Annotated in this window: 13 protein-coding genes and 1 pseudogene; 9 read left to right on the top strand and 5 right to left on the bottom strand. The window is 73.8% G+C overall.

Annotated elements, in window-relative coordinates; genetic code table 11:
- The first annotated feature begins 112 nt into the window (after positions 1 to 112).
- A complete protein-coding gene (locus ACWGIF_RS14960) occupies positions 113 to 1,222 on the top strand; it encodes a LacI family DNA-binding transcriptional regulator (RefSeq protein ID WP_453496450.1) in 1,110 nt (369 codons plus the stop codon).
- 20 nt (positions 1,223 to 1,242) lie between these two features.
- The gene (locus ACWGIF_RS14955; RefSeq protein ID WP_453496447.1) at positions 1,243 to 2,262 is read left to right on the top strand and encodes an ROK family protein; all 1,020 of its coding nucleotides are present in this window, start codon (positions 1,243 to 1,245) and stop codon (positions 2,260 to 2,262) included.
- A 3-nt stretch (positions 2,263 to 2,265) separates the two neighbouring features.
- Here the strand turns inward: ACWGIF_RS14955 and ACWGIF_RS14950 are convergent, their stop codons facing one another.
- The 3 genes and pseudogenes from ACWGIF_RS14950 to ACWGIF_RS14940 all read right to left on the bottom strand — a co-directional run.
- On the bottom strand, positions 2,266 to 3,261 hold the full coding sequence (locus tag ACWGIF_RS14950) for a TAXI family TRAP transporter solute-binding subunit (protein WP_453496556.1): 996 nt from the start codon (positions 3,259 to 3,261) through the stop codon (positions 2,266 to 2,268).
- 32 nt (positions 3,262 to 3,293) lie between these two features.
- Positions 3,294 to 3,779, bottom strand: coding sequence for a LysR family transcriptional regulator substrate-binding protein (locus ACWGIF_RS14945; RefSeq protein WP_453496553.1), 486 nt, complete (start codon positions 3,777 to 3,779; stop codon positions 3,294 to 3,296).
- 319 nt (positions 3,780 to 4,098) lie between these two features.
- Positions 4,099 to 4,224 (bottom strand): annotated as a pseudogene (locus tag ACWGIF_RS14940) (LysR family transcriptional regulator); the annotation flags it as partial.
- Positions 4,225 to 4,295: 71 nt separating this feature from the next.
- Here ACWGIF_RS14940 and ACWGIF_RS14935 point away from each other — a divergent pair.
- The 3 genes from ACWGIF_RS14935 to ACWGIF_RS14925 all read left to right on the top strand — a co-directional run bounded on the left by ACWGIF_RS14935 (position 4,296) and on the right by ACWGIF_RS14925 (position 7,440).
- Positions 4,296 to 4,973 (top strand): maleylpyruvate isomerase family mycothiol-dependent enzyme, encoded by a 678-nt coding sequence (locus ACWGIF_RS14935; RefSeq protein WP_453496444.1) that lies wholly within the window; start codon positions 4,296 to 4,298, stop codon positions 4,971 to 4,973.
- Entirely contained in the window at positions 4,970 to 6,490 is a 1,521-nt protein-coding gene (miaB, locus tag ACWGIF_RS14930) for a tRNA (N6-isopentenyl adenosine(37)-C2)-methylthiotransferase MiaB (RefSeq protein WP_453496441.1), read from the top strand. Before ACWGIF_RS14935 ends, miaB begins: the two co-directional genes overlap by 4 nt.
- A 242-nt stretch (positions 6,491 to 6,732) precedes the next feature.
- On the top strand, positions 6,733 to 7,440 hold the full coding sequence (locus ACWGIF_RS14925) for a hypothetical protein (protein WP_453496438.1): 708 nt from the start codon (positions 6,733 to 6,735) through the stop codon (positions 7,438 to 7,440).
- 234 nt (positions 7,441 to 7,674) lie between these two features.
- On the opposite strand, the gene ACWGIF_RS14920 is transcribed toward ACWGIF_RS14925, so the two are convergent.
- Both ACWGIF_RS14920 and ACWGIF_RS14915 read right to left on the bottom strand, forming a co-directional pair.
- On the bottom strand, positions 7,675 to 7,920 hold the full coding sequence (locus ACWGIF_RS14920; RefSeq protein WP_453496435.1) for an antitoxin: 246 nt from the start codon (positions 7,918 to 7,920) through the stop codon (positions 7,675 to 7,677).
- 23 nt (positions 7,921 to 7,943) lie between these two features.
- Positions 7,944 to 8,159 (bottom strand): gliding motility protein, encoded by a 216-nt coding sequence (locus ACWGIF_RS14915; protein WP_453496432.1) that lies wholly within the window; start codon positions 8,157 to 8,159, stop codon positions 7,944 to 7,946.
- A 176-nt stretch (positions 8,160 to 8,335) separates the two neighbouring features.
- Here ACWGIF_RS14915 and miaA point away from each other — a divergent pair, with 176 nt between their 5' ends.
- The 4 genes from miaA to ACWGIF_RS14895 all read left to right on the top strand — a co-directional run bounded on the left by miaA (position 8,336) and on the right by ACWGIF_RS14895 (position 13,085).
- Positions 8,336 to 9,274 carry a tRNA (adenosine(37)-N6)-dimethylallyltransferase MiaA gene (gene miaA, locus ACWGIF_RS14910; protein WP_453496429.1) on the top strand — a complete coding sequence of 313 codons (939 nt, stop codon included), beginning with the start codon at positions 8,336 to 8,338 and terminating at the stop codon, positions 9,272 to 9,274.
- A gap of 132 nt (positions 9,275 to 9,406) precedes the next feature.
- Positions 9,407 to 9,919: a hypothetical protein gene (locus ACWGIF_RS14905; protein WP_453496550.1), complete on the top strand. Its 513-nt coding sequence runs from the start codon at positions 9,407 to 9,409 to the stop codon at positions 9,917 to 9,919.
- A gap of 68 nt (positions 9,920 to 9,987) precedes the next feature.
- Positions 9,988 to 10,863 (top strand): diaminopimelate epimerase, encoded by an 876-nt coding sequence (dapF, locus tag ACWGIF_RS14900; RefSeq protein ID WP_453496427.1) that lies wholly within the window; start codon positions 9,988 to 9,990, stop codon positions 10,861 to 10,863.
- Between the two features lie 140 nt (positions 10,864 to 11,003).
- The gene (locus ACWGIF_RS14895; RefSeq protein WP_453496424.1) at positions 11,004 to 13,085 is read left to right on the top strand and encodes a RelA/SpoT family protein; all 2,082 of its coding nucleotides are present in this window, start codon (positions 11,004 to 11,006) and stop codon (positions 13,083 to 13,085) included.
- The last annotated feature ends 224 nt before the right edge of the window (positions 13,086 to 13,309 follow it).

Genomic DNA, 13,309 nt, shown 5'->3' with positions numbered 1-13,309 from the left:
AGTACTGAATGGCCGTCAAGGCGGTCTGCCGGGGCAGGATCGCGTACGGTCCGGCCTTGCCCTCCCTATGTCGACACGCACGACCGCACTCGAAGGATGAATGAGGCCGGCCATGGCCCGCAGACCCACGATCAAGGACATCGCCCGGCAGGCCGGGGTGTCGGAGAGCGCCGTGTCCTTCGCGCTCAACGACCGGCCGGGCGTCTCGCAGGACACCCGGGCCCGGATCCGCCGCGTCGCCGAGGAACTGGGCTGGCAGCCCAACAGCGCCGCGCGCGCCCTGTCCGGTGAGCGCTCCGGAGCCGTCGGGCTGGTCCTCGCCCGTCCCGCGCACACGCTCGGCGTCGAGTCCTTCTTCCTTCAGCTCGTCTCCGGCATCCAGGAGGCCCTCTCCGCCGCCCGGACCGCGCTGCTGTTCCAAGTCGTCGAGGACATCGACGCCGAATGCGCGGTCTACCGCCGATGGTGGGCCGAACGCAGGGTCGACGGCGTGCTGGTCGTCGACCCGCGCACGCGGGACCCGCGTCCGGCGCTCCTCGAGGAGCTGGCCCTGCCCGCGGTCACCATCGGCGAGGGCGCGCCGCCCGCCGGCCCCTCCCCGCTCCCGGCGGGCTTCCCGGCCTCCCCGCTCCCGGCGGGTTCCCCGGCCTCCCCGCCCTCGTCCGTCTCCTCGGTCCGGGCCGACGACGCCGGGGCCATGGCCCAGGTCCTGGACCACCTCCACGGGCTGGGCCACCGCCGGATCGTCCACATCGCCGGGCTCCCCGGCCTCGCCCACACGGTCCGCCGGATGGAGTCCCTGCGGACCCAGGCGGCGCGGCGCGGGCTCGGCCCGGACCACGTGCGCTCGGTGGTCACCGACTACTCCGACGCCGAGGGCGCGGCCGCCACCCGCCGGGTCCTCGCCGAGCCGCGGCCGCCGACCGCGCTCGTCTACGACAACGACGTGATGGCCGTCGCCGGGAGGGCGGTCGCCGCCGAGCTCGGCATCCCCGTGCCGGGCCGGCTGTCGATCGTGGCCTGGGACGACTCTGCGCTCTGCCGGGTCACCCACCCCCGGCTCACCGCCCTCGTGCGCGACACCGCCGGCTTCGGCCGGCTCGCCGCCGAGGAACTCCTCGCCATCCTCGCGGGCAGCCCGCCCGGGATCCGGATAAGCGAGCAGCCGCGACTGGAGCCTCGCGAGAGCACGGCGCCGCCCCCGGCGCATACTGAATCCTGAACCCTTCCTGGAGCCGCACCGTGATCACTCCCACCGCCCCGTTCCCCGCACCGCGGGCCTCCGCCGCGGCCGCAGGCCTGACGGTGGCGATCGACATCGGCGGTACGAAGATCGCCGGTGCGCTGGTGCACCCCGACGGCACGATGACGGGCACGACCCGCCGCGCCACCCCGCGGGGGGCGGACGCGGACGGTGTCATGGCGGCGGTGGCCGAGGTCGTCGCCGAGTTGTCGGAGTCCTCGCTGTGGGCCTCGGCGGTCCGCTGCGGGATCGGCAGCGCCGGTCCGGTGGACGCCTCACGGGGCACGGTCAGCCCGGTCAACATCGGGGCGTGGCGGGAGTTCCCGGTCCAGGACCGGATCGCGGCGGAGCTCGCGGCGCGCGGGGCCGACCTGCCGACCGTACTGGCCGGTGACGGCGTGGCGATGACCGCCGCCGAGCACTGGCTGGGCGCGGCCCGCGGCCACGCGAACGCGCTGTGCATGGTGGTCTCCACGGGAGTCGGCGGCGGCCTGATCCTCAACAACCAGCTCCACCCCGGCCCCACCGGCAACGCGGGCCACGTCGGTCACATCAGCGTGGCCTTCGACGGCGAACCCTGCGCCTGCGGCGGCCGCGGGTGCGTCGAGTCGATCGCCTCCGGCACGGCGATCGCCCGCTGGGCCCTGGCCCATGGCTGGAGTCCGGCGGACCGCCCGGGCGGCTCGCGTGACGCCACCGCGGCGGGCGTGGCCGCAGCCGCGGCCGCGGGAGACCCGATCGCCCTGGCCGCCTTCGACCGGGCCGGCCGTGCGCTGGCCGCCGCCATCGCGGCCACCGCGACCCTCGTCGAAACGGACATCGCCGTCATCGGCGGCGGGGTAGCCGCCGCCGGCGACACCCTCTTCACCCCGATCCGCACCCACCTCGCGGCCTACGCCACGCTCTCCTTCGTCAAGGAGCTCCAGGTGGTTCCGGCGACCCTGGGCACCCACGCGGGCCTGATCGGCGCGGCCGCCGCGGCGACGATGCTGCTGCCGTCGCCCTCGTCCTCCTCGTGAACGTCAGGGCTTGACCGACCGGTAGTACCGGCCCGCTCCCTCGTGCAGGCCCAGAGGAGCGGTGTAGATCGCCGTCCGCAGGTCCACCAGTTGCGCCGCGTGCACGGCGCGCCCGACGCGGTCGCGGCTGAGGATCACCGTTCGCGTCAGCTGTTCCGTGAGTTCGGGGTCCACGTCCGCCCGGGTCACCAGCAGGTTCGGCACGGCCAAGGTGGCCACGGCGCTGGTGTTGCGCGCCCGCGTGTACGCGTCCTGCGGCATCACCGCCGTCCGGTAGAAGCGCGCCGGGCTCCCGCTCCCCTGCAGCGGCTCCACCAGGTCGCCGAGCTGCACGAGCCGGATCTCGAACCGCTCCGACAGCTCGCGCACCGCGTTCGTCGGCAGCCCGCCGGACCAGAAGAAGGCGTCGATCCGGCCCGCCTCCAGTTCGGCCGGCATGGTGTCGATGCCGATGGACACCGGGGTGACGTCCAGCACGGGGTCCAGCCCGGCCGCCATGAGCAGCCGCTCCGCTATGAGCCGCACACCGGATCCCGGCTGGCCGATCGCGACCCGCTTGCCCCGCAGGTCACGAGCCGACTGCACGGGGGACCCGGCCGGCACCACCAGCTGCACATAGTCGTCGTAGAGCCGTGCGACCCCGCGCAGCTGGTCCGCGCGAGGCTTGCCGTCGAGCTGGTACTTGGCCACCGCGTCCGCCGTCGCCACGGTGAAGTCGGCTTCGCCGGAGGCCACCCGCTTCAGGTTCTCCAGCGATCCCTCGCTGGGCTCCAGCCGTACCTTCACCCCGGGCATGCTCTGCCCGAGCGCCTGCTCCAGCAGCTGCCCGTAGCGGTGGTAGACCCCGGTCCGCGCGCCGGTGCTGAAGGTCAGATCGCCCCGCGGCTCCGGCTTCCCGAAGGGGTTCAGCCACCAGGTCAGGACGCCGAGCACGGCGAGTACGGCCACCAGGACCCGCAGGGCGTGGCGCCTGCTGATCCGGGGCGGTACGAGAGGCATGGCCGCGATCCTGCCACCCGCCCGCCGTCCTGTCACGGTGCGGGCCGGCCGGGAGCCTGGGCGCGCAGCCGTCCCAGCAGCCTGCGGGCGGCGGGCCCGGCCGGCCCGGCCGTGCGCCAGGCCAGCGCCACCCGCCCGTTCAGCGCCGGCTCGGTGATCCGCAGCGCGCGCACTCCGCCGCCGTCCCGCCCGTCCGCTCCGGACTCGGCCCCCGACGGCACCACCGCCACCCCCAGCCCCCGCGCGGCCAGGCGTACCAGTACCGCGGGGGCCGCCGCCTCGAACTCCACCCGCGGGGCGAAGCCCGCCTCCGCGCACGCCCGCTCCAGCACCCCGCGCAGTCCGGTGCCGCGCGGCAGGCTGATCAGCGCCCGTTCGCGCAGCGCCGCCAGCGGGATCCCGCCGCCCGCGGACTGCGCCACGAGGGGGTCGTCCGCCCGGACCGCGGCCACCAGGGGATCGTCGATCACCACCTGGCAGGAGATCCCCGGCGGAGGCTCCCCGCCGAGGCCGACCACCGCCAGGTCCAGCTCCCCGCAGCAGGGCGGCCAGCATCCGCTCCGAGGTGTCCTCGGACAGCGCGATCTCCACCCGGGGGTGCTCGTCGTGGAAGCTTCCCAGCGCCTCCACCACGTCGAACCCGTCCCTCACCGCCGCGGCCGCGCCCGGGATGAGACCGAGGGTCACCCGCCCGCGCAGCAGCCCGGAGAACTCCTCGGCCGTCCGCCGTATCCCCTCGACCGCCGCCAGCGCGGCCCGCGCGTACGAGAGGACCGCCTCGCCCGTCTCGGTCGGCGTGACCCGCCGCCCGGACCGGTCGAGCAGCCGCTGCCCCAGCTCCCGCTCCAGCTGCCTGATCTGAGCGCTCACGCCGGGCTGGGACACGTGCAGCCGCGCTCCGGCACGGGTGAAGCTGCCCTCCTCGACCACCGCCACGAAGTAACGCAGCTGAGCCAGTTCCATAACCACGGCTTCTAGATCGCAGAAGCACTCGCTCTTGGACTTATGCGTGCGCGGGAGCCGACCCTGAATCCATGAGTCCTACCGCGCCCGAATCCCGACCCCGACCCCCGACGCCCCGCCGTACGATCGCCGCGGCCGTCGCCGCCGAACGCCGCGAGCTGGCCGACGTACTCGACGCCCTCACCCCGGCCCAGTGGGACGCCCCGTCCCTCTGCGCCGGCTGGCGCGTCCGCGAGGTCGCCGCCCACATGTCGCTCGGCTTCCGGACCTCCCTCCCGGGCTTCGCCGCCGAGCTGCTGCGGGCCCGAGGGAACCTGCACCGGATGACCGACCGCACCGCCCGCCGCGACGCCGCCGCCTTCGGCACGCGCGAGCTCGCCGAGCTGCTCCGCGAGAACGACGGCCACCCCTGGAAGCCCTCGGCCGCCGGGCCCACCGGGGCACTGGCCCACGACGTGGTCCACGGCCTCGACATCACCACCGCCCTCGGCCACCCGCGCCAGGTCCCCGAGGACCGGCTGCGGCTCCTCCTCGACGCCGTCCGCCCCAGTAACCTGCGCTTCTTCGGCGTGGACCTGACCGGTGTCCAGCTGCGCGCCGACGACCTCGACTGGTCCCACGGCGACGGAACTCCGGTCCACGGGAAAGCCCAGGACCTGCTGCTCGTCCTCTTCGGCCGCCGCCTCCCCGCAGGCCGGCTGCACGGGGGACCGGAGGGCTTCCGGGTACCGCCTACCCTTGTGGCATGACCAGCAGCGACCGGAGCCAGGCAGTGGACGTGAAGCGAAGCTACGAGGTGCGCACCTACGGGTGCCAGATGAACGTGCACGACTCGGAGCGGCTCTCCGGTCTGCTGGAGGACGCCGGCTACGTCCGGGCGCCCGAGGGCGCCGACGGCGACGCCGACGTCGTGGTCTTCAACACCTGCGCGGTCCGCGAGAACGCCGACAACAAGCTGTACGGCAACCTCGGCCGGCTCGCCCCGATGAAGACGAAGCGCCCCGGCATGCAGATCGCCGTCGGCGGCTGCCTCGCGCAGAAGGACCGCGACACGATCGTCAAGCGGGCCCCCTGGGTCGACGTCGTCTTCGGTACGCACAACATCGGCAAGCTCCCCGTGCTGCTGGAGCGCGCCCGCATCCAGGAGGAGGCGCAGGTCGAGATCGCCGAGTCGCTGGAGGCCTTCCCCTCTACGCTCCCGACCCGCCGCGAGTCCGCCTACGCCGCCTGGGTCTCGATCTCCGTCGGCTGCAACAACACCTGCACCTTCTGCATCGTCCCGGCGCTGCGCGGCAAGGAGGAGGACCGCCGCCCCGGCGACATCCTCGCCGAGGTGGAGGCCCTCGTCGCGGAGGGCGTCTCGGAGATCACCCTGCTCGGCCAGAACGTGAACGCGTACGGCTCCGACCTGGGCGACCGCGAGGCCTTCAGCAAGCTGCTGCGCGCGTGCGGCCGGATCGAGGGCCTGGAGCGGGTCCGCTTCACGTCCCCGCACCCGCGCGACTTCACGGACGACGTGATCGCGGCGATGGCCGAGACCCCGAACGTGATGCCGCAGCTGCACATGCCGCTGCAGTCCGGCTCGGACCCGATCCTCAAGGCGATGCGCCGCTCGTACCGGCAGGAGCGCTTCCTCGGCATCATCGGGAAGGTCCGCGCCGCGATCCCGCACGCCGCGATCTCCACCGACATCATCGTGGGCTTCCCCGGTGAGACGGAGGAGGACTTCCAGCAGACGATGCACACCGTGCGCGAGGCCCGCTTCGCGAACGCCTTCACCTTCCAGTACTCCAAGCGGCCCGGCACCCCCGCCGCCGACATGGACGGTCAGATCCCCAAGGAGGTCGTGCAGGACCGCTACATGCGCCTGGTCGCCCTTCAGGAGGAGATCTCCTGGGAGGAGAACAAGAAGCAGGTCGGCCGCACTCTGGAGGTCATGGTCGCGGAGGGCGAGGGCCGCAAGGACGGCGCCACGCACCGCCTGTCGGGCCGCGCCCCCGACAACCGCCTGGTTCACTTCACCAAGCCGGAGGCGGAGGTCCGCCCGGGCGACGTGGTCACGGTGGACATCACCTACGCGGCCCCGCACCACCTGCTGGCCGAGGGCCCGACGCCGACCGTGCGCCGCACGCGCGCCGGCGACGCCTGGGAGAAGCGCAACGCCGCCCCCGCCAAGCCGTCCGGCGTGCTGCTCGGCATCCCGACGCTGGGCGTCCCGGCACCCCTGCCGGTCACCACCGCAGGCTGCGCCGCGCCGCAGGGCTGATTCCGGCCCGCCGGCATCCGGCTCCGCGGATGCGGGGCCGGGCCGCCAGCGGAGCCGAAGCCGGCGTCGTCGGCGGTTGAGGTGCGAGGGTCCGGGACGGAGCCTGGGAAGCCCGGCGCGGCCTGGCCGCTTGCGACGCCGCGCCGCAGACGAAGCGGGCGCCGGGCCCTCGGCTTCCGCGGGCTCCGGCCGGAATGGCCCGCCACCCTACGCCTCGTCCGGCGACGGCTAGGCTGCGGATCATGCTCGTAGCCGCTGCCGTCTGTCCCGCCCCGCCGCTGCTCGTGCCGGAGGTCGCCGCGGGGGCCGCCGCCGAACTCGGCGACGCCCGCACCGCCTGCTCCGACGCGCTTGCGGTGCTCGCCGCGTCCCGGCCCGACCTGCTGGTCGTCGTCGGGGTCGCCGACCAGGACCACCGCGGTCCCTACCCCCAGGGCGCCCGCGGCAGTTTCCGCGGATTCGGCGTCGATGCCGACGTACGACTCGGGGAGGGCGAGGACGGACCGCGCCTGCTGCCCCCCTCGCTCGCCGTGGGCGCCTGGCTGCTCGGGCACGCGCGCTGGGGCGCATCCCCGGTCGAGGGGCTCGGGGTCGGCGAGCCGACGGACACCGCCCGCTGCCTGGACACCGGCCGGGAGCTCGGCGCGCGTTCCGCCCGGGTCGCGTTGCTCGTGATGGGTGACGGCAGCGCGCGACGGACCCTCAAGGCGCCCGGCTACCTCGACACGCGCGCCGCCGCCTTCGACGCGGCGGCCGCACGCGCGCTGGGCGACGCCGACGTGGAGGCGCTCACCGCGCTCGACGCCGCACTCGCGGCCGAACTGCAGGTCGCCGGCCGGGCCCCCTGGCAGGTGCTGGCCGGCGCCGCGGAGGGCGCGGACCTCCAGGGGCGCCTGCTGTACGAGGACGCCCCGTACGGGGTGGGGTACTTCGTCGCGGCCTGGTCGTAGGCGCCGACCGCCCGACCGCCCGACCGCCCGACCGACCGCCCGACCGCCCGACCGACCGACGGACCGACCGACCGACGGACCGCCCATCCGACCGACCGACGGACGCCCGGCCCGGACCGGCCGCCCGGCCCGTCCTCGCGGGGGCGTCCGGCCGCCGGGGTGCGAGCCCCTTGAAAACGGCGAAGGGGCGCGGGACCGGCATTCGCTGGTCCCGCGCCCCTTTCCTGGACCGCGTCAGGAGGCGGCCGGCGGCGTCGGGCCGCCGGGGGCGTCCTTGTGCGCGATCTTCCCCAGGGCGTCCTTCGCCTTGCCCGTACCGCTCGAGATGTGGCCGCTGTACTTGCCCTTGGTCTTGGAGTCCACGGCCTTGGCCATCTTGTCCAGACCCTGGTTGATCCTGCCCTCGTTCTTCAGGGCGAGGTCGCCGACCTTCTCCTTCGCCGGAGCGAGCTTGGCCTTGAGATTGTCCAGCAGGCCCATGGGTCACCTTCCGTTGGGCGTCGCTACGTGCGGGCGCCCTCGCCGGCCTCGGTGTCCGCGGCCACCTCGGCCGACTGTTGCTTCGGAATCTCCACGGCTTCCGCCGCCGGGGCCTCCGCAACCACCGGCTCGGCCTCGGCCTCCTCGGCTCCACCGGGCTCCGCCGTCAGGGCCTCTGCCGCGACCTCCTCGGCCGCGACCTCGTCCTTACGACGAAAAAACCGATCAAAAACGCCCATGTCCACTCCCATTAACGTTACTCGTGTGAGTGAAGTTCCGCCGTGGCCGGACCGGCCTCCGCCGGGCGTACGCAGGGCGCATGCCGGGCCGGAACCTCGCCAGGGCAACGACCCCACCACCGCCCCGTCACGTAACTCGATCGGGTACATGCCGTGGGGTTTGCGAGACTGTGGCGGTGAGGAAAGCACCCCCCGCACCGCGGGTCATCGCCGTCGTCGGTCCCACCGCGGCAGGAAAGTCCGACCTGGGCGTCGCCCTGGCCCGCCGTTTCGACGGCGAAGTCGTCAACGCCGACTCCATGCAGCTGTACCGGGGGATGGACATCGGCACCGCCAAGCTGACGACCGAGGAACGCGGAGGTGTCCCGCACCACCTCCTCGACATCTGGGACGTCACCGACACCGCCAACGTCGCCGAGTATCAGCGGCTGGCGCGCCTGGAGATCGACAAGCTGCTCGCCGAGGGCCGTACGCCCGTCCTCGTCGGCGGCTCCGGCCTGTACGTCCGCGGCGCCCTGGACGTCATGGAGTTCCCCGGCACCGATCCCGAGGTGCGCGCCCGGCTCGAGGAGGAGCTCACGCTGCGCGGCTCCGGCGCCCTGCACGCCCGGCTCGCCGCCGCCGACCCGGCCGCCGCCCGGGCCATCCTGCCCAGCAACGGCCGCCGCATCGTCCGGGCGCTGGAAGTCATCGAGATCACCGGCCGCCCCTTCACCGCCAACCTGCCCGGCCACGAGTCCGTCTACGACACCGTGCAGATCGGTGTCGACGTCGCCCGGCCGGAGCTCGACGAGCGGATCGCGCTGCGGGTGGACCGGATGTGGGAGGCCGGGCTGGTGGACGAAGTGCGCGCGCTGGAGGCCCGCGGGCTGCGCGACGGAATCACCGCCTCCAGGGCGCTCGGCTACCAGCAGGTGCTGGCCGCCCTCGCCGGGGAGTGCACCGAGGACGAGGCCCGGGCGGAGACCGTCCGTGCGACCAAGCGGTTCGCCCGCCGCCAGGACTCCTGGTTCCGCCGCGACCCGCGCGTCCACTGGCTCAGCGGGGCCGCCGCCGACCGGGGGGAACTCCCCGGGCTCGCGCAGTCGTTGGTCGAACGAGCGGTTACAGCCTGATCACGTGATGGCATCGGGACGCCCCGGGCGCCCGTAGCGGGGCCGAGGGCGTGCCATCATCAAACTTCAGCGGGTGCGATCACCTGCGATGCATGGCGGCGTACTGAGTCCGAGTGGGGAGGGCGCGTGGCGATGGAGGCCGGCCCTCGCGACACCGAGCGGGACGACACCCGGCGGGAAGCGGACCCGACGCTTCTCGGCGGAACGGACGGGACCACGGGCCTCGGGCTGCCCGCCGACCCGGCGCGCCTGAGCCCCGACGGTCCGGACGCCCCGGACTCCGCCGAGGCGGAGGCAGCCGCCGGCCCCGAGTTCGAGGTCGAACTGCGTCCGCAGCGCCGCCTGCGCCTGTGGCAGATCGCCCCGATCGTGATGCTCGCCGCCACCGGTTCGCTGATGTTCGCCTTCCCGCTCGCCTTCGAGTTCGGCGACGGCGGTGCCGTGGTCGCCATGCTCGGCTTCCTCATCAGCTGCTGCGCCGCAGGCTGGGGGATGATGGCCGCCCACCGGGTCGGCTACGCGTGGCCCGGGCTCCCGGCCCGCGGAAGCGGCCGCCGCCCCGACTGGCGCATGGCCGCGCTGTACGCCGTGGTCGCACTGGTCGTCGTAGGTCTCGCCGTCTACCGGGTGGCCCGGCTCCGCTGATCGCACGGGCCGACTCCGCCCACTGGACCGCTCAGCGCCTCTGAGCAGGGGCTCGGTACCATGAGCGGGTGACGCAGACCACCCTCTCCTTCCTCAAGGGCCACGGCACCGAGAACGACTTCGTGATCGTCCCGGACCCGGACAACGCCGTCGAGCTGCCCGCATCCGCCGTCGCGAAGCTGTGCGACCGGCGGGCCGGGATCGGCGCGGACGGCGTCCTGCACGTCGTCCGGTCCGCCGCGCACCCCGAGGCGGCGCACCTGGCCGACGAGGCGGAGTGGTTCATGGACTACCGCAACAGCGACGGAAGCATCGCCGAGATGTGCGGCAACGGCGTGCGCGTCTTCGCCCGCTACCTCCAGTACGCGGGACACGTCGAGTCCGGGGACCTCGCGGTCGCCACCCGCGGCGGCGTCAAGCGCGTGCACCTCGACAAGACGGGCGACGTCACCGTCTCCATGGGCCGCGCCGAGTTCCCGGAGGGCGAGGTCACGGTCAGCGTCGGCTCGCGGAGCTGGCCCGCGCGCAACGTGAACATGGGGAACCCGCACGCCGTGGCCTTCGTTGAAAGCCTCGACCACGCCGGGAACCTCTACGCCGCCCCGCCCTTCAGCCCGGCGTCGGCCTACCCGACGGGTGTCAACGTCGAGTTCGTCGTCGACCGCGGCCCCCGGCACGTCGCCATGCGTGTCCACGAACGCGGCTCCGGCGAGACCCGCTCCTGCGGCACCGGCGCCTGCGCCGTCGCCGTGGCCGCCATCCGCCGCGACGGCGCGGACCCGGCCGCCTCCGGCGAGCCGGTCTCGTACACCGTCGACCTCCCGGGCGGAACCCTCGTCATCACCGAGCACCCCGACGGGCAGATCGACATGACGGGACCCGCCGTGATCGTGGCCGCGGGCGAGTTCGACGAGGCCTGGCTCACCGAAACGGCTTTCGGCTGAAGCTTCCCTCTAATGGGTGATCCGTTTCACGCTGAGCGAGAGGTGGACTGCGCCACGTGGTGGGGTCGGTAACATCAGGCACCGGCCCTGAGGGCTCACCCCATGCCCACCACCGCCGGTCGAAGCCGCCGGAGGTGCCCATGAGTGCAGAGGCCACGAACCCCGAAGCACACCCCGAAGCGCGCCCTGAGCTCCGCAGACGCGGTCGGACCAGGCTCGATCTGCGCCGGCTCGGGCGCGCGGCTCTGCTCGGGCCCACATCCCGAGACCGGCTTCCGGACGCGATCGGCCACGTCGCCGAGGCGCATCGCGCCCACCATCCGGACGCCGATCTGTCCGTTCTGCGCCGGGCTTATCTCCTCGCGGAGACCTCGCACCGCGGTCAGATGCGAAAAAGCGGTGAGCCGTACATCACACATCCGCTCGCCGTCACCTTGATCCTCGCCGAACTCGGCGCCGAAACCACCACCTTGACGGCCTCCCTGCTCCACGACACCGTGGAGGACACCGATGTGACCCTCGATCAGGTCAGGGCGGAGTTCGGCGACGAGGTCTGCTTCATCGTCGACGGCGTCACCAAGGTGGAGAAGATCGACTACGGCGCCGCCGCCGAGCCCGAGACCTTCCGCAAGATGCTCGTCGCCACCGGCAACGACGTCCGCGTCATGTCCATCAAACTCGCCGACCGACTGCACAACATGCGCACCCTGGGCGTGATGCGCCCCGAGAAACAGGCCCGCATCGCCAAGGTCACCCGCGACGTGCTCATCCCGCTGGCCGAACGGCTCGGCGTCCAGGCCCTCAAGACCGAGCTGGAAGACCTCGTCTTCGCCATCCTGCACCCCGAGGAGTACGAGAGCACCCGCGCGCTCATCGCCGCCCACGCGGGGGAGAGCGACCCGCTGCCCGCCATCGCCGACGCCGTGCGGACCGTGCTGCGCGACGCCGGCATCACCGCCGAGGTACAGGTACGGCCGCGGCACTTCGTCTCCGTGCACCGGATCGCCAGGACGCGCGGCGAACTGCGCGGCTCCGACTTCGGCCGCATCCTCGTCCTCGTCGGCGAGAACGCCGACTGCTACGGGGTCCTGGGGGAGCTGCACACCTGCTTCACCCCCGTCATCTCGGAGTTCAAGGACTTCATCGCCACGCCGAAGTTCAACCTCTACCAGTCGCTGCACACCGCCGTCGCCACACCCGAGGGCTACGTGGCCGAGGTCATCGTGCGCACCCGGCAGATGCACCGCGTCGCGGAGGCCGGCGTGGTGGCGCTCGGCAATCCGTACGCCACCGCGACGCCGGACGCCGCCGCCGACCCGGACGAGGAGCGGGTGGACCCCACGCGGCCCGGCTGGCTGTCCAGGCTGCTCGACTGGCAGCAGTCCGCGCCCGACCCCGACACCTTCTGGAGCGTGCTCCGCGCCGAGCTCGCCCAGGACCGGGAGATCACCGTGTTCCGGGCGGACGGGGGCACGCTCGGCCTGCCGGCCGGGGCGAGCTGTATCGACGCCGCCTACGCGCAGCACGGCGAGGCGGCCCATGGCTGTATCGGCGCCCGTGTCAACGGGCGCCTCACCTCGCTGTCCTCCCCCCTGTCCGACGGGGACACGGTGCAGCTGCTGCTCGCGCAGGACACCTCCTCGGGGCCCGCCGCCGAATGGCTGGACCACGCGAAGACCCCCGCCGCACGGATCGCCATCAGCAGCTGGATCGAGGCCCATCCCGACCGGGCCATGGCCCCCACCTCGGCCGCGCGGGCGCCGCTGTCCGTGATCGGCGCCCGGGGAGGCGGCGGCAACGCGGTCGCCGAGCTGCCGGACGCCACCGTACGGCTGGCCGGTTGCTGCACCCCCGTACCGCCGGACGCCGTCGCCGGCTTCCTGGTCCGCGGCGGAGCCGTCACCGTGCACCGCATCCACTGCGCGGCGGTGGCCCAGATGCGGGCCGTGGGCCGCACCTCCGTCGCCGTGCACTGGCGGGCCACGGCGGACTGCCGGGTCACCCTGCTCGCTGAATCGTTCGGCCGCCCGCACCTGCTGGCCGACCTGACCGAGGCCATCGCCCGGGAGGGGGTCGAGGTGGTCTCCGCGACCGTGGAGCCCCCGGTCGAGCAGCGGGTCCGGCACACCTACACCCTGCAACTGCCCGACGCGGCCGGACTGCCCGCCCTGATGCGGGCGATGCGGGACGTGCCGGGCGTGTACGACGTCCGCCGGGCGTAGCGCTCGGAGATCTTTTTGTCGGGGCCTCCATCGGCCTCCATCGCCCTCCATCGGGCTTCAGCGCGCTTCAGCGCGCGCTCCTCGAACCCTCCCCGGGCCCTCCTCTCGGGCCTCTTCCCCCCCGGGCCTCCTCGGCGGATGTCTCACGGCCCCTCGGCCCCCCGCGTGTCACCGGGCGGCCTCGGAAGGCCCCGTTCGGGTGGCCTCGTCGCGCGCCGTTCGCA

It is taken from the genome of Streptomyces sp. NPDC054849 (assembly GCF_053610945.1).
Note: the sequence above shows the minus strand (reverse complement) of the source record. Positions and strands in the feature narration are given on the sequence as shown.